Annotated in this window: 25 protein-coding genes and 1 tRNA gene; 17 read left to right on the forward strand and 9 right to left on the reverse strand. The window is 39.3% G+C overall.

Annotated elements, in window-relative coordinates:
* Positions 1 to 40 precede the first annotated feature (40 nt).
* Positions 41 to 1,573, forward strand: a complete 1,533-nt coding sequence (locus FWF39_RS01685; RefSeq protein WP_343381703.1) for a hypothetical protein — start codon at positions 41 to 43, stop codon at positions 1,571 to 1,573.
* Between the two features lie 48 nt (positions 1,574 to 1,621).
* Here the strand turns inward: FWF39_RS01685 and FWF39_RS01690 are convergent, their stop codons facing one another.
* Positions 1,622 to 2,398, reverse strand: a complete 777-nt coding sequence (locus FWF39_RS01690; protein ID WP_343381704.1) for an RIO1 family regulatory kinase/ATPase — start codon at positions 2,396 to 2,398, stop codon at positions 1,622 to 1,624.
* Between the two features lie 132 nt (positions 2,399 to 2,530).
* On the opposite strand from FWF39_RS01690, the gene FWF39_RS01695 reads away from it, so the two are divergent.
* The 6 genes from FWF39_RS01695 (at position 2,531) to FWF39_RS01720 (ending at position 8,275) form a co-directional block, all read left to right on the forward strand.
* Complete coding sequence (locus FWF39_RS01695) at positions 2,531 to 5,542, forward strand: ATP-dependent DNA helicase (protein WP_343381705.1); 3,012 nt, start codon at positions 2,531 to 2,533, stop codon at positions 5,540 to 5,542.
* 183 nt (positions 5,543 to 5,725) lie between these two features.
* Complete coding sequence (locus FWF39_RS01700) at positions 5,726 to 6,298, forward strand: 4Fe-4S dicluster domain-containing protein (protein ID WP_343381706.1); 573 nt, start codon at positions 5,726 to 5,728, stop codon at positions 6,296 to 6,298.
* Positions 6,285 to 7,190: a CoB--CoM heterodisulfide reductase iron-sulfur subunit B family protein gene (locus FWF39_RS01705; RefSeq protein WP_343381707.1), complete on the forward strand. Its 906-nt coding sequence runs from the start codon at positions 6,285 to 6,287 to the stop codon at positions 7,188 to 7,190. The genes FWF39_RS01700 and FWF39_RS01705 overlap by 14 nt, the downstream gene beginning before the upstream one ends.
* A 29-nt stretch (positions 7,191 to 7,219) precedes the next feature.
* Positions 7,220 to 7,402, forward strand: a complete 183-nt coding sequence (locus tag FWF39_RS01710; protein WP_343381708.1) for a hypothetical protein — start codon at positions 7,220 to 7,222, stop codon at positions 7,400 to 7,402.
* The gene (locus tag FWF39_RS01715; protein ID WP_343381709.1) at positions 7,383 to 7,742 is read left to right on the forward strand and encodes a nitrous oxide-stimulated promoter family protein; all 360 of its coding nucleotides are present in this window, start codon (positions 7,383 to 7,385) and stop codon (positions 7,740 to 7,742) included. The genes FWF39_RS01710 and FWF39_RS01715 overlap by 20 nt, the downstream gene beginning before the upstream one ends.
* A 44-nt stretch (positions 7,743 to 7,786) precedes the next feature.
* The gene (locus FWF39_RS01720) at positions 7,787 to 8,275 is read left to right on the forward strand and encodes a hydrogenase maturation protease (protein WP_343381710.1); all 489 of its coding nucleotides are present in this window, start codon (positions 7,787 to 7,789) and stop codon (positions 8,273 to 8,275) included.
* Here FWF39_RS01720 and FWF39_RS01725 read toward each other — a convergent pair.
* Positions 8,264 to 8,740: a hypothetical protein gene (locus FWF39_RS01725; protein WP_343381711.1), complete on the reverse strand. Its 477-nt coding sequence runs from the start codon at positions 8,738 to 8,740 to the stop codon at positions 8,264 to 8,266. The genes FWF39_RS01720 and FWF39_RS01725 overlap by 12 nt on opposite strands.
* Before the next feature lie 183 nt (positions 8,741 to 8,923).
* Here FWF39_RS01725 and FWF39_RS01730 point away from each other — a divergent pair, with 183 nt between their 5' ends.
* Entirely contained in the window at positions 8,924 to 9,403 is a 480-nt protein-coding gene (locus tag FWF39_RS01730) for an AIR carboxylase family protein (RefSeq protein ID WP_343381712.1), read from the forward strand.
* Positions 9,404 to 9,408: 5 nt separating this feature from the next.
* Here FWF39_RS01730 and FWF39_RS01735 read toward each other — a convergent pair whose 3' ends face one another.
* On the reverse strand, positions 9,409 to 9,870 hold the full coding sequence (locus tag FWF39_RS01735) for a hypothetical protein (RefSeq protein WP_343381713.1): 462 nt from the start codon (positions 9,868 to 9,870) through the stop codon (positions 9,409 to 9,411).
* A 308-nt stretch (positions 9,871 to 10,178) separates the two neighbouring features.
* On the opposite strand from FWF39_RS01735, the gene FWF39_RS01740 reads away from it, so the two are divergent.
* Positions 10,179 to 10,254 (forward strand) — tRNA-Cys (locus tag FWF39_RS01740).
* A 78-nt stretch (positions 10,255 to 10,332) separates the two neighbouring features.
* Here FWF39_RS01740 and FWF39_RS01745 read toward each other — a convergent pair.
* Positions 10,333 to 10,737, reverse strand: coding sequence for a putative toxin-antitoxin system toxin component, PIN family (locus tag FWF39_RS01745; protein ID WP_343381714.1), 405 nt, complete (start codon positions 10,735 to 10,737; stop codon positions 10,333 to 10,335).
* Between the two features lie 19 nt (positions 10,738 to 10,756).
* Complete coding sequence (locus FWF39_RS01750; protein WP_343381715.1) at positions 10,757 to 11,014, reverse strand: AbrB/MazE/SpoVT family DNA-binding domain-containing protein; 258 nt, start codon at positions 11,012 to 11,014, stop codon at positions 10,757 to 10,759.
* A gap of 905 nt (positions 11,015 to 11,919) precedes the next feature.
* On the opposite strand from FWF39_RS01750, the gene FWF39_RS01755 reads away from it, so the two are divergent.
* The 5 genes from FWF39_RS01755 to FWF39_RS01775 all read left to right on the forward strand — a co-directional run bounded on the left by FWF39_RS01755 (position 11,920) and on the right by FWF39_RS01775 (position 14,771).
* Positions 11,920 to 12,156, forward strand: a complete 237-nt coding sequence (locus FWF39_RS01755) for a DUF2683 family protein (protein ID WP_343381716.1) — start codon at positions 11,920 to 11,922, stop codon at positions 12,154 to 12,156.
* A gap of 7 nt (positions 12,157 to 12,163) precedes the next feature.
* On the forward strand, positions 12,164 to 12,424 hold the full coding sequence (locus FWF39_RS01760; protein WP_343381717.1) for a type II toxin-antitoxin system mRNA interferase toxin, RelE/StbE family: 261 nt from the start codon (positions 12,164 to 12,166) through the stop codon (positions 12,422 to 12,424).
* A 397-nt stretch (positions 12,425 to 12,821) separates the two neighbouring features.
* Positions 12,822 to 13,010 (forward strand): type II toxin-antitoxin system HicB family antitoxin, encoded by a 189-nt coding sequence (locus FWF39_RS01765; protein ID WP_343381718.1) that lies wholly within the window; start codon positions 12,822 to 12,824, stop codon positions 13,008 to 13,010.
* On the forward strand, positions 12,979 to 13,176 hold the full coding sequence (locus FWF39_RS01770) for a type II toxin-antitoxin system HicA family toxin (protein WP_343381719.1): 198 nt from the start codon (positions 12,979 to 12,981) through the stop codon (positions 13,174 to 13,176). The genes FWF39_RS01765 and FWF39_RS01770 overlap by 32 nt, the downstream gene beginning before the upstream one ends.
* A 380-nt stretch (positions 13,177 to 13,556) precedes the next feature.
* Positions 13,557 to 14,771: a tyrosine-type recombinase/integrase gene (locus FWF39_RS01775; RefSeq protein WP_343381720.1), complete on the forward strand. Its 1,215-nt coding sequence runs from the start codon at positions 13,557 to 13,559 to the stop codon at positions 14,769 to 14,771.
* 1,482 nt (positions 14,772 to 16,253) lie between these two features.
* On the opposite strand, the gene FWF39_RS01780 is transcribed toward FWF39_RS01775, so the two are convergent.
* The 4 genes from FWF39_RS01780 to FWF39_RS01795 form a co-directional block, all read right to left on the reverse strand.
* Positions 16,254 to 17,174 (reverse strand): KilA-N domain-containing protein, encoded by a 921-nt coding sequence (locus tag FWF39_RS01780; protein WP_343381721.1) that lies wholly within the window; start codon positions 17,172 to 17,174, stop codon positions 16,254 to 16,256.
* A 463-nt stretch (positions 17,175 to 17,637) separates the two neighbouring features.
* Positions 17,638 to 21,432: a leucine-rich repeat protein gene (locus tag FWF39_RS01785; RefSeq protein WP_343381722.1), complete on the reverse strand. Its 3,795-nt coding sequence runs from the start codon at positions 21,430 to 21,432 to the stop codon at positions 17,638 to 17,640.
* A gap of 355 nt (positions 21,433 to 21,787) precedes the next feature.
* Complete coding sequence (locus FWF39_RS01790) at positions 21,788 to 22,009, reverse strand: type II toxin-antitoxin system HicA family toxin (protein WP_343381723.1); 222 nt, start codon at positions 22,007 to 22,009, stop codon at positions 21,788 to 21,790.
* Positions 22,010 to 22,228 (reverse strand): type II toxin-antitoxin system HicB family antitoxin, encoded by a 219-nt coding sequence (locus tag FWF39_RS01795; protein ID WP_343381724.1) that lies wholly within the window; start codon positions 22,226 to 22,228, stop codon positions 22,010 to 22,012.
* A gap of 500 nt (positions 22,229 to 22,728) precedes the next feature.
* On the opposite strand from FWF39_RS01795, the gene FWF39_RS01800 reads away from it, so the two are divergent.
* From FWF39_RS01800 to FWF39_RS01810, 3 genes are all read left to right on the forward strand, one after another.
* Positions 22,729 to 23,514, forward strand: coding sequence for a DUF6773 family protein (locus tag FWF39_RS01800; RefSeq protein ID WP_343381725.1), 786 nt, complete (start codon positions 22,729 to 22,731; stop codon positions 23,512 to 23,514).
* The gene (locus tag FWF39_RS01805) at positions 23,511 to 23,741 is read left to right on the forward strand and encodes a helix-turn-helix transcriptional regulator (RefSeq protein WP_343381726.1); all 231 of its coding nucleotides are present in this window, start codon (positions 23,511 to 23,513) and stop codon (positions 23,739 to 23,741) included. The genes FWF39_RS01800 and FWF39_RS01805 overlap by 4 nt, the downstream gene beginning before the upstream one ends.
* Before the next feature lie 129 nt (positions 23,742 to 23,870).
* Positions 23,871 to 24,152 carry a hypothetical protein gene (locus FWF39_RS01810; RefSeq protein ID WP_343381727.1) on the forward strand — a complete coding sequence of 94 codons (282 nt, stop codon included), beginning with the start codon at positions 23,871 to 23,873 and terminating at the stop codon, positions 24,150 to 24,152.
* The last annotated feature ends 22 nt before the right edge of the window (positions 24,153 to 24,174 follow it).

The following is a 24,174-nucleotide window of genomic DNA, read 5'->3' on the forward strand; positions in this document are numbered from 1 at the left end:
GAAACATACCGTAATACTTGTAACTATTGTGCTCCTTATTATGATGATACTTCTTTCATCTGTTACTGTTATGGGCGATGTCTCGTCAGCTGAAAATACCTCAGATAACCTTCAGCCTTTCTATGTCGGTGTTACATATGGCGGTGAATCAGTTCAAGAAGCAAAAGAGCTTATTGATACTGTAAAAGAATATACCAATTTTTTTGTTTTACAATCAGAGTATTTACAGTGGAATATTTCCGCTGTGAATGAAATATGTAATTATGCTATGACTTCTGGTTTGTATTGTGCCGCTTTTTGTGGTGTTTATCTTGATGTAGGTAATACTGCTGAATTAGCTATGTGGCTTAATGTTGCAAAAGAACGGTGGGGCGAGCAGTTTATTGGAATATACTACGATGACGAACCTGGCAGAAAAATGATTGATTCTACGGTCGTTTTGGAACGGATACTTACCCGCGGTGAATTTGGACTTAGATTTCAATATCATCTCATAAAGGATTCCTCTGGAAAAATTCAGCTTGATGTTGATGGAATTAACTATGAGTTTTTTCCTGATGGTGAGATCACGGTTTTAGAAAGGGGTCGCTTAATTACTTATTATCCTGACGGAACAATCACCTTATCAGACTGGGAAAATAACAATTTTTACACACCTGAAAATATCACAACATATTCCTCACAAATACCAACCTATGAACAGGTCGTAGAACAAAATCCTGTCAAAAACAACGATGATGCCGCTAAGGTATTTGTAAACAAGAACAAGGCTGCCATGGAAGACCGTTATCGTTTAAACAAAATGCAGCTAGAGAAGTCAATTTTAATTTTTACCGCTGATTCCAGTCTTTACTGGTGGGATTATCAAAGCGGTTACGATTTTGTACTTGCCAAATTAGGCAAAAACGACAAAGTAGCACAAGAAATCAGCTTAGTGAGAGGTGCCGCAAATCTATACGGTAAAAGTTGGGGTACCTTTCTTACTTCAAAATCCTATGATTCGTCCGATCTTGCTGATGGTCAAGAAATGTTTGAGCAAATGCGCGATTCCTATGAGGCTGGGGCGGAATATGTGGTAGTTTTTAACGCCTACTCCTATAACCCAGAAAATCCAAATACCCTCCAAGAGGAACATTTCCAAGCTCTGGAACGCTTTTGGATTGAGGTAGTTCAAAACTCCCAAGTTACCCATGGCGATATCAAAGTAGAAGCAGTTTTAGTGTTACCTCAAAACTATGGCTGGGGCATGCATAACAGGGGTAGCTATGACTGGGGCAAGACCTCTGACTGTCTTTGGGGTATATGGGACACCAATAGCACTACCCAACAAATCCGAAACCAAATGCAAACCCGCCTCAACCAATACGGTTTAAAACTCGACATAGTTTTTGATGATCCTGCCTACCCCATAGAAAACCGATACAACAACATTTACTATTGGGATTCTCCCCCGCCGGCTTCGTTTTTTGATTTTTTCACTTTATATTTTGGGTTGTTGGTAGCGGCTATTTTGCTGTTCCCTATAGTTGTGGTAGGGTTGCTGGTTTATTTTAGACGCCGAAAAATCATTTAACAAAAACCCTCTACACCGCTTTGTAGCCTACCTTGACACCTATTAATGTTACAGTTGTTGGTTGGTGAGGCAATGTTTGAGTAAGGTTTCAAAGCTTTGTCGGTTTCTGTTTTTTCTATAATTGCGCAATGCCTCCAGTAATTCTGGTTTGTCTCTCTTCCCAATGATGCTTGCGATTGTTTTGCAGACTTCACTTTGACCTTGAAACAGAAACTGGCAAACTGAGGTAACATTGGATGCATTACGCTGAGTGCTGGCCGTTTCAAAATCAACGATAAATGGGGTATTGGTTTTGTTGACCAAAAGATGTTTAGGTGCTTTGCTAAGCTCACCATGATCCAAACCAATTTCATCCAGACGCCAGCATTGCTCTAAGATCTCTTTTACAATGGTCTGCACCGCGGACTTGCTTCTATGAGTTGTTGTTAGCCACTCCTCTAACAAGTAACCATCAATGAGTTCCATCAAAAGAAAATGCTTGGTTGTTGCTACAAACTGTGGACCTGCCCCAACAGTGTTGGCCTTGACAAGTAATTCTGCTTCATGTTCTAAGCTCTCGCGCTCAGAGTCCACGCGTTGCATCTTTAGAGCCAATTTTTTACCCTGCGCATGCGCCACTATAACAATACCCACATAACCCTTACCCAGAACCGATAAGGTAAAGGCGGAGGATTTACCTGAAAATTCTACCGCTTCCACACCCAACATTTTTAATTCTTCCATACGGGGCTGCATCTCCTCAGGCGTTGCTCGGGGATAACATACAACCGATGCGTATGGTTCCTCTACAAGATGATTTATGGGGACTAAAGCGGAGTGTGGCATTATCTCTCAAATCCACACTACAAGCAAAAAGCCTTCCGCATACTCGAGAGATATCTAAATTAGTTGTCTTGTTGGGTCTTGCAAGTTTTATTGATGGGAATGGTTAAAAGTATACTAGGTTATCCTTTTTGTATGTCGCAGTCAAGTTCTGAGTTGCAAAATTCTGTTCTAGAGATTTTTAACCGTCTAAATTCTCAGCAAAGTGAAGCTGTAAAAGAGATTGATCGTCCGCTTCTTATAATTGCGGGTGCGGGTTCAGGGAAAACCTTGACTGTAGCAAGTAAAATAGCGTATTTGATTGCAAAAGGTGTGCCGCCAGAGAATATATTGGCTTTAACTTTTAATCAAAAAGCAGCTGAAGAACTCAAAGTACGCGTAACAGAGTTGATGAAAAATCCTGCAGATCTCAACATATCAACGTTTCATTCTTTTTGTAATCAAGTTATACAGGATAATATTCTCAACACTAAACTAAATGCTAATTTTAAAGTCATTACTGAAACAGCACAGTTAGTCTATTTAGCTAAAAACATTAACAGTTTTGGTCTTGAGCATCTGGAGTTCAACCACAAACCCTACACCTTAGCTGAGGAGATGAAAAAATTCATATCCCGATGCAAAGACGAATTTGTAACCCCTCAAGACCTGCAGCAATACCTCCAAGAACAAAAACTACTCACACTTGATGAGGAGGTGCAGGAGGATCTAAACAATCTTCAAGATATTCTCAAGATTTATCAGGCCTATGAGGCCTACAAGCTCCAAAATAATCTCCTAGATTTTGGAGATATGCTTTGTATAGTGCACAATCTGCTAAAGAGCAAACCTCTAGTTCTGCAGAGCTATCAAGAGAAATTTCAATTTGTAATCGTTGATGAATTCCAAGACACCAACTATATCCAACTTCAAATAGTCAATTTGATTGCAAAAAAACATGGCCACATTACCGTTGTTGGCGATGATGATCAAAGTATTTACCGCTTCCGAGGGGCGCATCTCACAAATATAGCCGAATTCAAAAAAACGTTCCCAAACTTTGTCGAAAAAGCCCTAGAACACAACTATCGTAGCACCAAAAAAATAGTCACCACAGCCAACGCCTTAATAGAAAACAGTCCCGAGAGAACCCTAAAACAGCTCTTTACAAACAATCCCAACGGCGACCAAATAGATATCATCGAAACCCCCAATGACGCCTCACAAGCAAACTATATTGTTGAAGTAACAAAAGAACTCCTAAAGACCCATCCACCCCAAGATATCGCTATTCTATGTAGACGAAGAGCAAGCGCCGAACCCATAATTAACACCTTTAGAAAACACGCCCTACCATTCAACTTTATTGGCGAAACCGGCTTCTTCCAAGAACCCATAATAAAAGACATCACCGCATTTCTAAAAGTCCTCAGCAATCCCCTAGAAAGCAACGTTGAAATCGTTAGAATCCTAAACCGACCCAACTATGGCATAAAACAAGTCGATATATGCAAATTTACCAGTTACGCAAAACAAACCGGCCTCTCCCTCTATGAGACCTTTGATCACCTAAACAAAATAGCCGTAGACAAACTCAAATTCCCCATAGTCAAACAAGCCCTATCTGATATACTAAACAAAAAAAATAGACTACGCCCCCTAGATCTTGTGCATACCATTCTTTTTGAACGCGAATTCTACAAATACGAGCTAGCCCTCAAAAATAACCACAACCTCCAACTGTTAAACCAATTCTATGCATTTGCCGAAGAATTCAACAGCATATACCCCGATAGCGACATTGACGACTTCACAGACTACCTCACATATGCCTCAAACTTTGAAATCGAAGAAAAAAACAACAGCGAACAAACCATCATCATATCCACAATCCATGGCGTAAAAGGCATGCAATACCCCGTTGTTATCATCCCCGATGTCAACGAACGAAAAATACCCACCACCTATCAAAAAGACAAATTCGCCATCCCCCAAAAACTCCTAAAAGGCATCCCCTCCAACCATGACGACAAAGAACTCCACATCCAAGAAGAACGACGCCTATTCTATGTAGCCATAACCCGCGCCAAAGAAAAACTAATCATAACCTACGCTAATCGCCACGGAGAAAACAAAACCGACTCCAAACCCTCCCGATTTCTCCAAGAAATCAACTATCAACAAAACCCCGACCTAACCTTCCAACAAATAAACCCCCAAGAAATACCCCTCGAATCAACAAACACCGAAAACCAAACAAAAACCACCTTGCTCCAACAAGTCATAGCAAACCTAACAACCGGACAATTCAATGAAGCAATAGAAACTGTTCTTCTCTTCGCTAAAGTAACCAACAAAACCATAGACATACAAACCGATATAATCAAAAAAATCAAAGAACCAAACTACACCTCAATTGAACAAGTAACCCAAAAACCTCTAACGGTTCTCTCAGACCACGTTTTTAGTGTCTCCCAATTTGTCAGCTACCAAAAATGCCCCCGACAATACCACTACCGCCATGTAATGAAAATCCCAGAAAAACCCCGCTACTACTTTGAATTCGGAACAACCATACACAACATCGCAGAACAACTAACCCGACTACAAAAAGAAAAACAACCCGTTAATGAAACAATAGCTGAAGAGTTGCTGGCCAAGTTTTGGAGCTCAAAAAGCTACCTAAGCGAACTTGATGAAAAAAGAGACTATGCCGAAGCAAAATCCATCTTGAAGATCTTTCTTGAAGAACAAAGCAAAAACAAAACCGAAATCTTAGATATCGAACGATGGTTTGAAACTGCCGTGGGAAACGTACGCATCAGAGGAAGAATCGACCGCATCGACAAAGACGAAACAGGCTACACAGTTATAGACTACAAAACAAGCAAAACCGCATCATCACTAAATGAACTCAAAAAAGACATGCAACTATTAGTCTACGCACTTGCAGTCAAAGAAATATATGGCAGTGAAAGCCAGCTAAAAGTCGGCGATTGGTTCTTGCGACCTAACAAACAAGTCTTTTTTACCCCCGAAAAACAAGCCATCGAGAACATCCAAACCGAAATCCAAGATATGTCTAAAAAAATCAACTCAGCCGTATTTGACCCCAAAAAAGACGCCTGGAACTGCCGCGAATGCGACTACGCATGCCTATGCGATTAACAAACAACCTCAAATTACCAACAACAGACAAACAAAACTGCCTAATGATTCTATTGTTTTGTTTCCATACACTGAGTCTGATGGACAAATGTGTTTGGTCAATGCTCAAACTTTATCTATTCGGTAGCGGCATAAAAAAATTAGCACATCGCGGTGCTATCCAAATTAGGCGAAATCACCGTTATGACTGAGGTATCAACATTTAATCAGGGCAAAGAGCAGCCCATCAAAGCTTCTGAAATCGACCCAACTTTCAAGTATGAACTTGAAAAAATTCCCGGGGCAGAAAAACTCCTTCTCTGTTTCCAATGCGGTACTTGTACCTCTGATTGTCCAATCGCCAGATTTAGTGACAGCTACCGCCCCCGAACCCTTATCCGCCTAGCACAGCTGGGCCTAAGAGACCGCGTATTAAACAGCGACACACTCTGGCTTTGCTCCGCCTGTTTTACCTGCACAGATCGCTGTCCACAAAATGTCGAAGTCGACAGCATCATACGAGTATTTCGCAACCTAGCTATTGAGAAGGGCTATATTCCACAGGGACTTCGCGACCAAACCCAAACCCTACTCGAAACCGGATATATATCCAAAGTTCCCGAATCAAGAATCAAAAAACGCGAAACCTATGGCCTACCCCCGCTACCAAAAACTAACCCCGAAACAATAAAAAAAATACTTAGCGGCATCCCGTTTTTTGATCACCTCCAAGCAATACCAAACCCTCAAGGAGACAACAAAAATGACTCCCAGTAAATGTCTCTTCTTTTTGGGTTGCGCCATACCCTCCCGCGGTATCTCTTATGAAATCAGCGCCAGAAAAATCCTCACAAAACTCAACGTAGAACTAATAGAGATGCCCGAATTCAACTGTTGCGGCCTACCCCTCGACTCTATCAACCACCAAGCCATGCTGATCTTGGCAGCAAAAAACCTCGCCCTAGCTGAACAGCAGGGCTTAAACATCCTCACCCTATGCCCCGGATGTGCCAGCACCCTCAAAAAAGTCAACAAAACCCTAAAAACAGACCCCCAACAAAAAGACAAAATCAACCAACACCTCAAAGCAACAGACCTCACCTACAATGGAACCATCGAAACCAAACACCTGCTCCAGTTCCTCAAAGAAGACATAGGCATAGAAAACATCAAAACCACCATAACCCATCCACTCACAAACCTCAAAGTCGCCGAACACAACGGCTGCCATATCCTGCGACCCAAAAAAATCATAACCTTCGACGACCCCGAAGACCCCCAAACCCTAAAAACCCTCATCGAAGCCACCGGAGCTGAATGCCTCGACTACACTGATAAAACCCAATGTTGCGGCCTACCCAGCGCCGGTATAAGCGAAAAAATCGCCCTCCAACTCGCACGCGATAAGCTCAACCACATAAAAAACGTTGGTGCCCAAGCGCTAATCACGATATGCCCTTCCTGTCACACAATGTATGACACAAATCAACCCAGAGTAGAAAAAACCTTTGACGAAACCTACCGCATCCCCATACTACACTACCCCCAACTCCTAGGCTTAGCCATGGGCCTAACACCCCAAGAATTAGCCTTTGGCGAACTCCGCATAAACCCAGAAAAAATAATCCAACAATTCACCCCATCAACTACACAAAAACAAATCAGCTAATAGTTTTATAACCCCGTGTTTTTGGTTTTATGGAACGAATTGCACAATACCACCTTAAACCCGCCGAATTCGACGGTTTAGAAAAGAACCCTGCTGATATACCCTTGTTGACTATATGCTTACTTGAGAATCCCTTACAGTTTAGGGTTAAACCTTATCTGAATAAACCTGCATTATCTGTGCTTGATGTTTATGCAACCTCAGCCTCCTAACCCCACACATAAACGCATGAAACGTGAAAAGCAAACCATAACCCAAATGGTTGATCTCTACTGCAAAAACCACCACAACACCAAAGGCGAACTGTGTGCTGAATGCAAAGAATTCCACGAATACGCTCTTCTACGGCTCGACAAATGCCCCTTCCAAGAAAAGAAAACTACCTGCGGCAAATGCGTCATTCACTGCTACCGTCCAGATATGAACCAAAAAGCAAAAGTCATTATGCGCTACTCCGGCCCACGTATGCTTCTACATCATCCCGGATCTGTTCTCCATCACGCCTGGGACTCAAGACGAAAACCACCCACACTGACAAAAAAGACCTCTTAACAACCCTTTTCTATGATTCCTCTTTATCCATATTGGTGGACACATTGGTTGAGGGTATTGAGCAACAACTCAAAGACTGGTTCTCTGATAGGGACAAAGTGGTTGTTGCAGGTATTGGCAATCCCATCCGAGGAGACGACTACGCAGGCCTAAAAATTGCGGAGAACCTACAGAACAAAGTCTCAAGTAACGTCTGTGTGCTAGAATGTGAAACAGTTCCTGAAAACTATTTGGTAGATATTGAACAGTTCCACCCCACACATATACTGCTCATCGATGTTGCCCTCATAGGTATCCAACCCGGCGAAACCAAATTAGTAAAGGCCACAACAATTGATGAAGTCTCTACTTTTTCATCACATGGGTTATCCCTAAGGCTTTTCTGTGAATACATCACAAAACTACTTCCAGATGTACAAATATCACTATTACTCATTGAACCCACAAACATGGACTTCGGATATGAATTGAGCCCCAAAGTGCAGACAACAGTTGATAAGCTGACTGAGATTCTGCAGAGTTTACTCACCTAGTTGCTTACGCTTAAAAACATAATCAGTTGTCAATAGTAGCTTGCCTTTGGAGTAGTTGTTTTCTTTGATTTCAAACTGGTTCCTATTTACCCATTTGGCGGTAATTTGTTCTTCTTGTTCTTGATCCTCAAAAGTACCCCGCCAATACAACTCCAAAGTGGCATCATCAATCCATTGCCCCCTGTGATCATGAATCTGCCCATCCGAACTTGATCTCAGCAAATGTATTGTATCATCTGCTGAGTCAACTGTCCAGAAGTCATTTTGGTAAAAGTCTTCATAGCCTTCAATGTGACCATTGATTTCACAGTTTATCCCCATATGTTCTTCTTTTGCACTCATTTCACCACAGCCAGCCACCACTTTAACCTCACTGGTTTTCATGGCAATACCCATAGCCCACTCGTCAACGAGTTGTCTGAGCCATTCTTCTGCTTTGGTTAGTTCCAAATTTTTCTGAGACACACCCTTGACCTCACAATAGTTTTAAAAAGCGAACTGATAAGCCAATGTGGCTGTATTGCTACAGCAACGGAATTATCAACAACCCTAACACACAAAAACTCTGGCACAAAGTTGAGATGAGCAGAATATGGCTCTGACTTTAAACGTTAATTAGCTACCGACGTTATCTGCCTTGTGATACGTATGACTGGCCTGGCAATTATAATCATGGGTTCTGAGCGGGACCTCGAATTTTCACGCGAAATCGCCAAATACCTCAAACTCTTAGGAGTAAGCTACGAATTCCGCGTTGCATCCGCACATAAAACCCCTCTAACGGTGCTAGAAATTCTCAAAGAATTTGAAAACCAACAAGTTGTCTACCTCACCGTTGCAGGCCGCTCCAATGCCCTTAGTGCCTTTATTGATGGCAACACTGCCCACCCCGTCATAGCTGTTCCACCCTACAGCGAAAAATACGGCGGCACAGACATCTACTCTTCACTTCGAGTACCAAGCGGTATCGGCTTAGTTGTCACCATCGAACCCGAAGGCGCCGCCATTGCAACCGCAAAAATTCTAGCACTAAACGACCCCACCCTGCTTGCTAATGTCCAAACCTACCAAAACAATAAAAAACAAGAACTTGAGCGGGCTAATGAAACCGTCAAGAACCTAAAGTAATATTCTTACTTTAGCTCATTTTTTATTGTCTTTAGCGCAAAAACTATGTCCTTGAGCGGGTTCATGCCTGCCTTTTTGTTATATTCACATCTAGAGCAGTGCACACTTATCTTTGCTTCATGTTCACATACATCACATTTACATGCTGTATTGCTTCGTAGCGTGTTAGAGTCAAGCATAACATTGAACAGCAAAAACCCCACAATTGTCCCAAGCACCACAGCAAACCCTGCATTAGCGGCTGTGAGTAAAAGCGCGGCTGTCAAAAGCCCTGCCATAGAGCCAAAACTCACAAAAGTTCGGGTTTTTATGCCATACTTTTTATCAATTCGGCTCCACAATATGTTTTCTTCTACAAAGTTGCCTCTTTTGGCAAAAGCAACATAATTCACAAGCGTTAAAACTATGGCGGCACCTAAACCTACACCATAGTAGAGCAACACTAGACCTGTTATATTTGAAATCATCCCTCTCTCTCCCTTTCTTTCTAAATACTCTCAAACGCTTTAATGGACACAATAAAATTCTGTCTGCGCGCCTAAGATAATTGTCATATTACTTGTAATTACGTGATAAAAATGTTGTGACAAGCGCATGTATGATATATTTTTGACCTAAACACAATACCTTCGTTTTATATCTGACCATCTGGCAATCAGGTAGCTTGTGTTTCTCAGGGTTTTCCCTTTGATAAAAGTGCCAAACGATGACTTGCCATAACAAAACCTGTGACCAACCAATAATATATTTATGTGTGCATCACCTAGACTCATCTGCTGGGGTGGCCGAATGGCTTAGGCGGTAGCCTGCAGAGCTGCTCTATATGGGTTCAATTCCCATCCCCAGCTCCAAATTAATCCTTTTACGAATCTTCCTCTTGTCCTGAGTGCTCGGTCTTTCTGTAGGTGCTATTAAGAAGGCGAGTGGTTTTAATTGGTTTTTTCAAAGTTAGTGAGTATTTGTTTAACTGTAACTATTTTGATACCTCTAAAACTATTTAATGCCAGTAGATGTTTGTCTCCGGAAACAATAATGTCTACTTTTCCATCATAGGCCGTCTCAATAATCATGTCATCTTTAGGATCTTCTTTAACAAGCTTAAATTTTGAAACTACGTCCACTATTTCAGCTGTTTGCATCAAAGCTAAGATAATTCGATGGCGTTCCTCTTCAGTAGTTTTGAATTTTGGTCTTTGCAAAACAAGGTCAAACTCTTTTAGAATCGTCTCGGAGATAACTAAAGTGAATTCTTTACAGAGGCCTTTCTTTAAGAGTTCTCTTGATTTGCCGTCAGATATTATGGCGCTAACTAAAACGTTGGTGTCAAACACCACTCGAAACATCGTTTATCGTCTACTTTCTGGTTTCTTTGATTTCTTTTTGTATTTCTGCATTGGATAGTTTTAGTTCTTTTTTGTCCATTAGTTTGAATATGTCTTCCCATTCTTTTTTTAGGTCTGGGAGTTGTAGTTTTTTCATTATAATGGTGTCGCCTTTTCCGTAGACTAGCAATTTGGTTTTTGGTTTTATTTCTAGTTCTTCGCGGATGGATTTGGGAATGACTACTTGTCCTTTCTCGCTCATTATGGTGACTTCTAGTTCTTCAGTCATAGCAATCATCATTGTAAGAATATTTTACTTTCCTATTATTAATCTTTTTCAGGGCTAATGGCTTGATCTGTTGACAACTTTTGTGTTGATTATGGCTTTATGGAAAAGTTATGCGGCAAATTTGAGTTTGCCGTTTGTTCCACCCGACGGGTTCTGTTTATGCGTTCGTGAATTGATCTTCTATTCTTCGTGGTGTTCGCCTTGGGATCTATTGGGTATAGCTGTTTTTTCATAAACAACTGCTGATATATCGGTAATTGACGTTATTTAACTATACTTTACCGATATATGAAAACAGTTTTTGAGTTTGCGTGAGTTTTACTGCTGTGACATTTACGTTTGAGACGGCATTTATCTCATCAAATGAACTGGGTATTGGTAAGATAAATGATAAGATAAAGAAACGGCTCTTGATGTGAACATAGTTGTGTTGCTGACACTGATGACGCTAATTACACTGTTTCTCTGTTATAAGAAAAGAGGCAAGATGATGAAATTTATGGCTAAATAAACTGTTTTGTGTTATGTGTGGTTAGTTATTGTTTTGTGTATTGAAGAGTGCTGGTTTTACGTAACGCTGGCCTTGGTGTTTTGTTGAGTTTTGAATTAATAAACTGGTGCTGGATGTTGTTTAGGGGAAAAAGGGGTTGAGTGGATGATTTCTCTGTGGTCTGTTGATGCATTTCCCATCCCCTGCTCTTTATTGTTGTACCTGCATCTCTTCCTTATGTCCAGTTTGGGTGTAAATTAACCGTTTTGGAATTAAATCGACAAGTGATATTTAACTCATAAATCATAGTTTTTATGTCACTTTTCATTATCGTATGGTTGAGCGTAATTGTGTGGATTACTTTAAATAATTTTGTGTTATGTAGTATTATGTCTGTAGTTGGAAGGATGTTTCAATGGTAAAAAACATCATAGAATTAGGTGAAGAGGAAAACAGAGTAATTAATATAGTTAAGGCAAAGTATGGGTTTAAGGATAAGAGCCAAGCTTTAAGCGTTATTATCAAACGTTATGAAGAATCGGAGCTTGAGCCTCAGCTAAGACCTGAGTTTGTAGCAGAAATCGGAGAGACAATTAAGCGAGGCAAGTTTGTTAAGGTTAAAGATTTCGAAGAAGAATATGGGCTAAAGTGACTGTTGCTTGTATAGCCTTGAGATTGAAGAACAAGTTTCTAAAACCTTTCACAAACTTTTAAAAAAAGACAGATCTCAATTAGAGGCTATAAACAAGAAGATACAGCAGATTTTATCTGATCCGTATCAATTTAAACCATTAAAACACCCCTTAGACGGTTTTCGCAGAACACACATTGGTTCTTTTGTTCTCATATATCGTGTAACCGAAAATCCACCAACGGTTCAAATAGTGCAGTACACACATCACGATAAAGCCTATCTCTAAACGCTTCAGAAGAGAATCGCAATTTTTCTATGTTGTTTGAAGATTTTGGTTGTTAGAAAGCTCGTGAATACAATGGTGCTAACTGGGGCAAATCGGTGGTATGTGCTATTATTATTGGCTAGATGTCGGTAATTGGTAAGGGTGCGTTTATGTTGTTTAGGGGAAAAAGGGGTTGAGTGGATGATTTCTCTGTGGTCTGTTGATGCATTTCTCATCCCGGCTCTTTATTGTTGTACCTGCATCTCTTCTTCATGTCCGGTCTTATTGGGAGTTTCTAAAACCTTCGTAAGGGCACAAACTATTTTAGGTTTTAAGTAGCACTACTTTTGGGTTTAACATTGACTGAGAGTATAACTTTTTCGGCAGTGTTGTGGAAGGAAGGCCGATTGCAGATTGCGTGGTCTCCAGAACTGGATATATAGCTAGCCAAGGCAAAAATGTTGAGGATGCTTTGGGAAATCTGCGGGAGGCAATTGAGCTCTATCTTGAAGATGAAGATGCAAAAATTCCAACTGACCGATCTGCCATTCTTACCACTTTGAGTGTTCAAACACATGCCCAAGCGGGAACCTCTGTCAGGCAGTAAAATAATCAAGGCACTTAGTAAGGCTGGGTTTCAAGTAGTGGGACAAAAAGGAAGCCATGTCCGATTAAAAAAGAAAACATTTTCGGGCATAAACATTGTAATTGTTCCGATCCACCCCGAAATCAAGAAAGGAACCTTAAGTCCATACTGCGGCAAGCTGGATTAACAGCAGAAGAAAACTCGAAAGGCTCTGTAATAGCTGAGATTTACTCGATAATTATCTCTTGTTTTTCAGCAAAAATACGGTTCAATATTGGTTTTAGCTGAATAATTATGCCTATATTTTTAGAAATTTCGTGCGTATTTAGTTCTTGGCAAGCGCTTATCCAAAGGTTGTATGTGCATTTGATCAATGAACCTCGGGTGCATTTTTGCTGAGTTTTGAATTAAAAGTTGGTGTTTGTTATGTTGTTTAGGGGAAAAAGGGGTTGAGTGGATGATTTCTCTGTGGTCTGTTGATGCATTTCTCATCCCCAGCTCTTTGGTGTTGCGTGTAATGCGTTTCCTCCTGTTTCGGTTTTAAAAGGTTCCAAAACCATTAAGAACATGACAATAACAAAAACTAACCCTGTTATCCATGACTATGAGCGGGTTCTTGAGCGAAACCGCCAAAACATTAAGCCTTTACGCAATAGCGAGCTAAGTTTGCAGTTTTTAGACCACTTAAGTGCCCTTGGGTTGTCAGTGGGCAGAGTAGCAAAATACGCCGCCCACCTACCTGTATTACTGCCTCTTATTGATGTAGATCTTAAAGCGTTAACGAAAACGGATGCTGAACACATAGTAGCGGCGATAAATAGCCGACCAAACAAAGCCTCCACTAAAAGCGACAACAAACTTTTGCTACGAAAACTTGTTCAATACGCCAAAGAGGGCAGTTGCGCTAAAGGCACACCTTTGCCCTCTGAGGTAAGCTGGATAAGTTTAGCAATAAAAGAAAAAAACCCCCGCGTAACCCCTGAAACCCTTTTGACCTCTGAGGATTTTGCGGCAATTATTCGAGCCACCCAAAATAAGCGTGATAGGGCTATGGTGTATGTGCTTTTTGAAGCGGCTTTGCGACCTGGTGAGCTTTTAACCATGACTGTAGGTAGTGTAGCGTTTAAGGATAATTATTGCCTTATCACTGCAAATGGTAAGACGGGTATTAAGCGGATTCCTTTGGTTGTTGCTTGCAAGCCCTTGCTTGAGTGGTTAGAGGATCATCCTTTTGGTGATGAGCCGTCTTCGTCTTTGTGGTGTTCACTTGCTCATAATTGTGTGGGTAAACAGTTGAGCTACATGCGTTTTCGCGATATAATTCAGCGTTTGGCTAAGCGGGCTGGTTTGAAGAGGACGGTTTGGCCGTATTTGTATCGTCATAGTTCTTTGACCGCTATGGCTAAAGTATTTACCGAGTGCCGTTTGGAGCAGTTTGCGGGTTGGAAATATGGCAGTAAGATGACAAGACGATATGTGCATTTTTCTGCTAGAGATTTAGAAGATGCAGTTTTGGAGTTGCACGGTATAAAGTCTGTTTCAAAAAACACTGGCTTGATGCAAGTCGTTGATTGCCCAAGGTGTAGCAATAAAAATCCTTTTGGAACTACAAGATGCACCACCTGTGGCATGATATTAGACAAGGAAACCGCCTTAAGATTTGAAGAAACTCAAAGGCAAAAAGAGGGGATATTGCAGGAACAAAACATAGAGTTAAAACAACGCATAGAAAAGTTGGAGAGTTTTGTCTCCTCCCTTATTCCTACCTCTGGCAAGCTTTGATTTGTTTTTCAACAAGTGCCTTTAATTCTCCAATTTCTTCTAATATTTTTTCTAAAACCTGTTTGCTTATTGTTATTTGTTTGCTCATTGGTTATCGTAAATGGTGAAGGGCTGAATTTTTAAAACTACGACATGGTTTAGGGCAATACGTGCTCCAAAAAGGCACGTTTTAATTAAAACCATGTCGCCTAAAAAAGACCACACACTATTAAGGTGTTAAGTTCGTTTAGTGCCATGCTTGGTTGAGAGTGTGTTTGTTGTGTCCCTAGTTTGGGGCAAGATGGTTCCTTTTTGGGACTGTCTTGACCAAAACTAGGGATCAGCCCAATATTATAGAACACACAATATATCAATACCTAAACCTGTAAGTACAAACATCTTTTGTTGTTTTTTTGTAGTGACATAGTTAGGGCAATACGTGCTCCAAAGGGGCACGTTTTGGCTAAAGTATGTCACTAAAAAGGAAGGCTAAAGTTGTGTTAAGAAGATTAGCTTTAGCAATAGTGGGTTGGGGGTTTGTTTATGTGTAGAGCCATAGTTTGGGGAAAATGATTCCTTTTGGGGGCTGTCTTGATCAAACTAGGCTTGTCAAATATTATGGAACACATCCACGTGTTTGTTTCTAAAGGCTGTAAAAACACAAATGCTCTTACAGTAATGTGGTTTTTGGGAGGTTGTGACCTGATTTGGGCAATACGTGTTCTTTTGGTGCACGTATTGGGCAAAACAGGTCGCGCCCTGTACACAGCCTGTAGTTTACCAATAAAACATGAAAACTACCATACCCACCACAAACAGTTCTTTGTATTTTGAAATTGGATGGTTATGGTTTTAGGTTAAACAAGGTAGTCTGTGTGTTGTTTTGATCAAGGTATGGTTGCTATCTATGCTGTTGTTGTGTGTAGTTTTTTGTGTAGTGTGTTTTGTTTAAAGTTAGGTGTTGTTTTGGTGAGGGGTTGGTTGTGTGGGGGCGAAAAAAGGGCAGTGGGGGCGAGTATGGGCAGAGTTGGTTTGGGTGGTGGTTAGCCTTTAAATATTTGAAGCGTGCATAAACTCTTGTTCTGTTAAGAACATTCTTGCCTGTTTGGTAGCTTGTCGGCTTTAAGACGTTTCTCCATAGCGGGAAACCACGGGAAACAACAATTTTACACTCAGTGTAAACTCTACTTCTCACAAAACTCACTAAAAACTCCAAACGGGAAACCCTCAAAAACAACTTATTTCATCAAAAGATAGCGGGAAAAACCAACCAAACAACAAATAAACTGAAACATACGTCTTATTTGATTAAAACAGCCTAAAACAAACACTAAAAAAGCAAGAAAAATAGAGTGAGACGGGAAACAAAAAGGGGAAACCCGGGAAACAGGCGGGAAACACACAACACAGCACGGGAAACACAAGACAAACGAGAAACAATAAAAACGCAAAATAGATAGGGAAAATGTTAACAAGTTAATTGATGTTGAAAGGGCGTTTTGCCTATAGTTTTTTGTTTTCCAGTTTCTTTAGGGTATCCACACTTTTGTTGCGAAGCATAGCTGTCAACTGTTCTCTTGCCAAGCAATTAAGCTCCTCAACACGTTCCGACTGTGGCACACCCTTGCTTATGTAGAGTGCATTTACGTTTTCAAGATTCGCCAAAACAAGCAACTGCTCAATAGACGCATAATCCCTCATATTCCCAGTCTTATCCATATTATCTGCTCGCCACTGCGCTGCAGTAACTCCAAACAAAGCCACATTTAAAACGTCTGCCTCATCAGCATAAACAAACGCCTTCTGCTTAGCCGTAAGCATCTTTGGCACCAAATTATCTTTAATCGCATCGGTATGCACTCTGTAATTAATCTTTGACAAAATACGTCCAACATTCCACTCTAAAGAAACTCGTCTACTCTCATCAGACTTTAACCGCTGATAATCCTTAACAACATACAATTCAAACTCTGCTGAAATCCATGATGCAAACTTGAAAGCAATATCCTTATGCGCAAACACTCCACCCCCACGCCCAACTTTAACCGAAATTCCAACTGCGTTTGTAGTGTTGACCCATTTTTGGGGTGAAAGGGTAAAGGCGTTTGCTCCTGCTTCATGTAAAAACCTATCGAATTCGATAGGTTTAAAACTAGGATTATACAGCTGTTCCCACAAACCCAAATACTCAATAGTATTTCGAGCCCGCATCCAATTATTAATCACAATAAAAGCATCATCAGCATTTTTGTACTTTGCAATATCTGTTAAACTGATAAAATCGTCATCATTGTCACCAGTGCCTTTGGTTAATACGGTTATTTCTGTTCCTTTCGCAATGATTTTACCCTTGAAAACTCTGCAATCGCCCAAAATAACTACTCCAACTACGATAATTATTGTGCTACCTATAAAATATTTCATGCTCACTGTTTGCGAAATTTCAAACTAACGTTTTAAAATGTATTTTCAGCAAATAGGCTTATCCCCTATTATCGTATGTGTTAGGTTATATGGAGAGTATGACAACAATGCAACAACGTTGTTCGCAAATCCACGGTACACTAAACACATACATATTATCCATGGATGGCACAATTGTGACATCATACAGAACCAGATTTTCTGGGCGCACGTTAAGTCCACTTACTTGCCCCCACTATATACCTTAATTTTATATATTTTTTGACCGTTAGTCTTTTTTTAAGTAGACTTACTTTTTATCGTAGTGACTATTGGTTGGTTTATGGGTTGATTGTTTTTGTGGTTGACAAAGTTGAGTATGTTATTGACTAAAAACTGTTGGAGAATATTGCAGAAATATTCCTGTGGTCACACGACAGTCTGCGTTATTCTTTGATTAAATGCTATGACGAAAATGGCAGATTTACGGTTCATCGATATATTCAACAGGAATTTCTTTTTCTTGTGCGTATTGCTCAGCATAAGATCGTGGATGACAAATAATTCTAAAATCTGGATAAGTGGAAAACATATTTTTTGCTATATTGCTAATAGACTTTGGAATTGTTATAGTTTTTAAATTTCTACATCCATAAAAAGGATTAAACCATAAACAAATACCTTTATCATCAGTTAATTCAAGTAAAGATGTTTCATATTCTTGCCACTTCTTGGACAGATCCTCAATAGAAGACGGTGCAGGTATCTCGGTGCCATATTTTGTTGCCAAATACATGAAGTTCTTCAGAATAATATATAGCTCGTCAACAATACCGTCTATTGTTAGGCACTCGCAAAATATGGCTAAATCAGGAATATATCCATTCCAGTGACCAGTTTCCGTATTCATAATCATTATAAACGGATATTTCAAGCACATAGTATCAGTATCAGTTTTTGCATCTTTTAAAAGAAACTTGTTTGGAAAAGAGTGCCTTTCTATTTGAGTTGTGGTGTCTGAAAAAACAACATGCGCTAATTTTGTACAACCGTTAAACACGTTATTACCAAGACTAATTGTGCCTAAGAATGTTATTTGGGATAATTCGTGGCATTGTGAAAATGCATAATCATCAACTTTATCTATAGAATCGGGGATAATCACGTTACCTGAAGCCGTTGGGAAAGATATTATTGAAGTTTTATTCTTATTGAAGATTATTTTACCATCAGAATAAAAACAGGGATTATTTTCTTCTACATAAAAAATGCATTTGTTACACCCTTCAAATGCTCGCTCTTCGATTATGTGTACAGACTTAGGGATTACAATATTTTGTATATTATTACACTTCATAAAAAGACCTGCTTTTATCGTATTGATGGAATTTGGAAGTGTGATACTTGATAAGTTTGTACAACCTGCAAATGCATTAGAACCAATGTCTACAACCGAATTTGGAAGTGTGATACTTGATAAGTTTGTACAACCTGCAAATGCATTAGAACCAATGTCTACAACCGAATTTGGAATGGTGATTTTTGTTAAGCCTGTCCAGTTAGCAAAAGCGGAGGCACGTATATGTGTCACCGAATTTGGAAGTGTGATACTTGATAAGTTTGTACAACCTGCAAATGCATTAGAACCAATGTCTACAACCGAATTTGGAATGGTGATTTTTGTTAAGTCTGTCCAGTTAGCAAAAGCGGAGGCACGTATATGTGTCACCGAATTTGGGATTATAAACTCTGGTTCATAATGCCCTTTTCTGACATGGTGATATAAAACAGATTTATCGCTTGAATAAACAGTCACCCCGTCTGTAAAAAATTTTGTATTATTTGGACTTAACTTAATAAAACGTGTATTGTCACCATTGAAACAGGAATCATCAGAAACGGCTTTTAAATATAGAAGATTACCTTTTCCTGAATGGTAACGCACATCTTTTTCTGTCCAGATAAACGCGGAATCACTATCAGTCCACCAATCTCTGACAACTACGTTTTTAATATCATCAGTTAATTGTTTTTCATAATTTTTATACTCGTCCCATGCCGTATCTACGTCAATATAGATATAACGGTATAGATGATAACATATGTTTGCGATGACAAGTTTTTGTTGGTCATTTGTATACCTGTTTGTAATAACATTGAAAGCGTTTTCCAAGCCTATAACATCTTTATACCCTTCTGGATTTTTCATACCATTTGTAATCCCTGCTTTCAAGTTGTATTCCGACATAAACCAAAATAGTTCAGCAAAAGGGTTTACAACTTTTTCGCAACCTCGTTCAAACATTGAAACAATTAGATTAGTTGCCATTATGTTTTGGTGGTTTACAAATTGCCCTGCTGTTTTACATAGCATATTATAGTTGGGTTTAGTTGAAAGAGAGTTTATGAGGATTTTATCTAATGCACTGTTTATTGCTGTTTCATCGTTAGGTGTTTCTCTATCAATGTAACAAAGTAACATTTCAATAACGCTACAGTTATTGGGGTTGGTATATAATGGATTTATTTTATCATCAAATATTTTTTCATCAATTAATTCAATCTTCGACCCAAAAGGCGTATTGTGGCTAAAAAATAAGGTGTTAAAAAGAAATATTGAAGTAAAATATTCTTTAAATGTTTCATGTATAAATTTTTTATCCGTAAAAATGGACCGTCTCTCAATGAAATTAAAAAATTCATCAGTTAAGTGTATTGCATAGTCTTGAGAACACTTTAACAAATAAGCGACATAATTTTTGACATCTTGTTTGATAAGATGTTCAGATATTTTCCCATTATATTGCATTTTTTGTGATTCTTCATAAAGGGTAAATGCGATTCGCCCAAGCAACGTACTTACGTGTGGAATCAAATCGCAGGATAAGTACTCTATATGTGTTTCAGGACGATCTTTGATAAGTAGCTTTACTGCCCGCTCATATAATTCAATCTTGTTTTTCGGAAAGCTACCCTGTAAATCACCATCAATGGCTTCTTCTTGATACACATTAAGCATGAGCGATAACAACAATGGATTTCTTGTTATATCAGTTATGTTGCAGTTAATTTTTTCGAGTTCTAATAAATCGCGCCAAAATTTATCTTTATCAAGTTTAGGTAGTACTTCAGAAACAATACGCTTTATCTGTTCTTTACGTTCTTCTTCGGTCATTTCTTCGATAAAATACTTTTCAACTTTTTGCCCGCCAACAGAAAAGACGTTTTCATCTTTTATTTTTGTACAAGAGGGGCGACTGGTAAAAATTAATTTTGTATTTTTGTACTCGTGTATAAATCGCTCAGTCGCGTTAACTACTTCATCGAGTTTTTCCAGAGATTCCACTTCATCCATGCCGTCAAGAATTAGTAATATTTTTTTGTTTAATTCACCTATCTGACGCAGGTTATTAATAGTGAACCCAGTTATATGGGAAATGTATTCGTGAAGTAATTTTCCAGATGATAACATTTTCGAAAGTTTGGGGATTTCGACAAAAACAGGAATGCGTGAAAAGTTTTCTGTTTGAACTTCTTGAAGCATTAACTTACGCACAATTGTGGACTTACCCGAACCTGCTGGCCCTATAAGAACACAGGGTTCGGACGTTGTTAAAAGTTGGGTTGAATCGCAAATGTGCTCCACTTGTTGGAGAACTTTGGGATCCACAGTTTTATATGTAAGATGTAAATTCACGTACAGTTTATCATGCGGGAACTCTTGATTAAGAAATTTTATCTTATTATACGCCGTACGCACGAAATTAATATAATCAACAAGCTTTCCACCATTCACAACAGTGGAAACAATGCTTGAATCAGAAGGAGCAGTTTTTCCATCGCTTTTAAGAAAGCCCTTTATTTTCAAATATTCTCTAAGCTCACTATACTCAGACTTGGCGAGTTGCCGTGAAAAGGAATCCGCAAAATATGCAATAGTGGCTTTCGTAGCTTTTTGACCAGTTGCATCCTGAAAAATTTTAAAAAACACAGTGTTATTGAATGAATCGGCAAATTTAGTACTAAATTGAATGGAAGAAATTTTTGAAAGAAAGTCTTTTGAAATATCTTGCTTATTCTTTGGCCAGTGAAAGTGAGTCGCTGTAGCTTCCAGAGCTTTTTGCAAACAATGACAAAGTTGCCATTCAATAGTGCGCTTTTCTTTATTTAGCCATCTTTTAGCTCCGGTTAAACCGCCCTGAAGCAGATATGTTGCCGTAAACTCCGTTATAAAACGATGTACCTCTGGGTTAGAGACAACGCTAACAAGCCAATCCATAATGGGTGTTATTCACTCATTGCATTAAAAAGTGTTGGCATTAGATTGGTTGAGTTTTAATTTGAAGAATATTTATTAGTAATTAAGTGAAATTATCTTTTTAGTGTTTAAATATGAACTCTCGAAATCTAAGCCAAGATTTTGAGGAAACGCACCAGACACAAACAACAAAATCGCATCCCCAGCTCTTTACTGTTGCTTCTGCATTTTTCATCGTGTTCCGACTTTTAATCTCCAGTCATGCTTCTTTCGGATGGATGGATATTTCGTGTGTTTTTACCTGTTTTAGGTCTTTTCGTTGTTTTGCAGAAATATTGCACCAATAATATTTCATTTTATAAGTGAAAACTCGGGCTTAAAGTAATTTTATGAATTCTTCTTTTGAAAGCCCTGTATCTTTGATTATCTTGTTTAAAAGTCCGCTACCTATTTCTTCTCCTGCATGTACTGGAACCACTGTAAGCCTGCCATCGGGGTGCTTTAGAATTACATGACTCCCCTGTGTTCGAACAATTTTAAAATCTATTTTAGAGAGTGCCTTAATTAGTTTTTTTGCCGGTTGTGGCTTTAAACTCATTTAGGTGTGAACCTCAACGAACTGAACACCTACCAGTTCATTGCGACTACGCGAGTTTAGATCATCAGCATCTGCTTCTAAGTATCCTTGAATAGCTTCTTTAATTCGTTCCATCACTGCATCAAGGGTTTTAGCTTGCGTATGACACCCAGGCAACTCTGGAACAGATGCAACGTAATAACCATCACTATCCTTTTCAACTACTACACTGAATTTCATGACGGCATTCCTGATAGTAATACCTTTTCTAGCGACTACTAAAGGTTTCCCATATTTAACTTTTGTAAACCGCTCATAAACCCTGTTGTCTTAACTTTAAGGCCAGTACAGTTGTGTTGCTGACACTGATGACGCTAATTATATTGTTTCTCTGTTAGAAGAAAAGAAAGATACTTGAGAGTTTACGTGACCGTTGGTTGTGGTGTTTTTTGGTGAGTTTTCGAATATAACCGTTGGTGATGTTATGTTGTTTAGGGGAAAAAGGGGTGTGTGGATGATTTCTCTGTGAATATTTTACTTTCCTACTGTTGATCTTTTTCAGGGTTAATGGATTGGTCTGCTGTGTTTTTACAGTGTGAGCATCTTTTCTCGTTAGGTTGCATGTCTGATTTGCAGATGGGGGCTGTCCCGCTGAATGCTGAATTAGCCGCAACATCTATATGAAATGTACTGTATAATGTACAAATATACAATTATATTGTATATTGTTGGTGAATTTAATGGGACTGAGCCGAAGCATAAAACCCAAAAAAATAGAAGATGAACGAATACAAAAAATCTTGGCAGAAAATATTGCTCCCATGTATTCCATCCTTTTAATTTTAACCACAATTAGTCTAATCGTAAAAATGGCACTAAAACTCCATCCAGCACTCTACATATTGGAAATCATAGCCCTTATCTTATCACCTTCTTACTACATCCTATCAACCGCTCAGAAGAACATCTTAGGTGTGAAAGAAAAAGACGAAGCCATTACCAACATAAAAAACTCAGCAAAATCCAACAGCTACTCGCTACACTTTTGGGTGTTAATACTTGGTTGGCTAGTTCTTTGTGTCTTATACCTCGTTTACCCCTTGTATTTCCAAGAACTCGGAATTTCTGTTTTTCTAATAGTGTTGAGTATGATCGCCTATTCGTTTATGGGCGGTATTCCGCTCTCGATTGCGAACAAAAAATCAAGCAAAAAAGGGCTATTTGTTGCATGGAATAGCAAAAAATCAAAAATAACCACCCTAAAACGATTAAAACTTTGGTTTACAGTACAAGCGATTTGTGGCGGGGTTCTTTTTGTTGTGATTTGTTTATTGGCTATTATCTTTGATTACATTCCGCCCGAACCTTTTAACTCAGTATTTACATCCGTAGTTGCAATAGTACTTGGAACAAGTGTTATGTATTTTCCAATAAAGAAGAACATGGTAGAAAGTGAAAAGTACGCTGACAAAGAGCTTGAGCATGCGGAGAAATCGGCTGAGAATCAAGAGGAGGCTGAAGTGTGAAGAATAAAAAAATGAAGCTTGCGCGTGTTGCCTGTGATTTATCTCAGGAGCAGCTAGCTGAAAAAATTGGCGTAACCCGACAAACCATCAGCTTGATTGAATCCGGCAACTATAACCCTACCATAAAATTATGCATTCTAATCTGCAAAGCACTCAACACCACACTAGATCAACTGTTTTGGGATAGTGACAGCTCATCAGCATCTAACGATAAGCACCAATTTTAAGAAAGACTCAGCGCAAACAGGCATGTTCCACCTCACTTCAATATTTCTTCTATCCATACTTACGCTGAGAATTGTTCCAACTAATGTTTTTATCTTAAAAGGCTACTCTAGCTATGTGAGGCATGGTTTTTGCAGCGTGATTTTGATTTAGATGAGGTAAACGTAATAGATATGGATGCAAAAAAGGTGCTTGTAGCACTTTCTGAATTTAGTCGAGGTGAGTTTGTGAGGGGTGAGCAAATACGTAAAAAAACCGATTTACCCACCGAGACCATAAATGGGGCAGTCAAGGTTTTAGAAAAGTCGTTGTTTGTAAATAATCCCGATATTTCCAAAGAGGCACCGCCTTATGACTTTGATGCCGTTGAGATCTCTGACTTTGGCCGACAAGTGCTTGAAAAATACGGTTAAATGACGTCTGCATTTTAGTTGA

The organism is Candidatus Bathycorpusculum sp., assembly GCF_009778815.1.
GTDB classification, from domain to species: domain Archaea; phylum Thermoproteota; class Bathyarchaeia; order Bathyarchaeales; family Bathycorpusculaceae; genus Bathycorpusculum; species Bathycorpusculum hydrogenotrophicum.

Bases quoted from the DNA above. Each gene is read 5' to 3' on its own strand.
- FWF39_RS01705 (WP_343381707.1), top strand. From the start codon at position 6,285: ATGACTCCCAGTAAATGTCTCTTCTTTTTGGGTTGCGCCATACCCTCC.
- FWF39_RS01715 (WP_343381709.1), top strand. From the start codon at position 7,383: ATGCAACCTCAGCCTCCTAACCCCACACATAAACGCATGAAACGTGAA.
- FWF39_RS01790 (WP_343381723.1), bottom strand. From the start codon at position 22,009: ATGAGTTTAAAGCCACAACCGGCAAAAAAACTAATTAAGGCACTCTCT.
- FWF39_RS01800 (WP_343381725.1), top strand. From the start codon at position 22,729: ATGGGACTGAGCCGAAGCATAAAACCCAAAAAAATAGAAGATGAACGA.
- FWF39_RS01770 (WP_343381719.1), top strand. From the start codon at position 12,979: ATGCCCAAGCGGGAACCTCTGTCAGGCAGTAAAATAATCAAGGCACTT.
- FWF39_RS01695 (WP_343381705.1), top strand. From the start codon at position 2,531: ATGTCGCAGTCAAGTTCTGAGTTGCAAAATTCTGTTCTAGAGATTTTT.
- FWF39_RS01755 (WP_343381716.1), top strand. From the start codon at position 11,920: ATGGTAAAAAACATCATAGAATTAGGTGAAGAGGAAAACAGAGTAATT.
- FWF39_RS01690 (WP_343381704.1), bottom strand. From the start codon at position 2,398: ATGCCACACTCCGCTTTAGTCCCCATAAATCATCTTGTAGAGGAACCA.
- FWF39_RS01685 (WP_343381703.1), top strand. From the start codon at position 41: ATGATGATACTTCTTTCATCTGTTACTGTTATGGGCGATGTCTCGTCA.
- FWF39_RS01710 (WP_343381708.1), top strand. From the start codon at position 7,220: ATGGAACGAATTGCACAATACCACCTTAAACCCGCCGAATTCGACGGT.
- FWF39_RS01735 (WP_343381713.1), bottom strand. From the start codon at position 9,870: ATGATTTCAAATATAACAGGTCTAGTGTTGCTCTACTATGGTGTAGGT.
- FWF39_RS01750 (WP_343381715.1), bottom strand. From the start codon at position 11,014: ATGACTGAAGAACTAGAAGTCACCATAATGAGCGAGAAAGGACAAGTA.
- FWF39_RS01730 (WP_343381712.1), top strand. From the start codon at position 8,924: ATGACTGGCCTGGCAATTATAATCATGGGTTCTGAGCGGGACCTCGAA.
- FWF39_RS01795 (WP_343381724.1), bottom strand. From the start codon at position 22,228: ATGAAATTCAGTGTAGTAGTTGAAAAGGATAGTGATGGTTATTACGTT.
- FWF39_RS01780 (WP_343381721.1), bottom strand. From the start codon at position 17,174: ATGAAATATTTTATAGGTAGCACAATAATTATCGTAGTTGGAGTAGTT.
- FWF39_RS01775 (WP_343381720.1), top strand. From the start codon at position 13,557: ATGACAATAACAAAAACTAACCCTGTTATCCATGACTATGAGCGGGTT.
- FWF39_RS01700 (WP_343381706.1), top strand. From the start codon at position 5,726: ATGACTGAGGTATCAACATTTAATCAGGGCAAAGAGCAGCCCATCAAA.
- FWF39_RS01785 (WP_343381722.1), bottom strand. From the start codon at position 21,432: ATGGATTGGCTTGTTAGCGTTGTCTCTAACCCAGAGGTACATCGTTTT.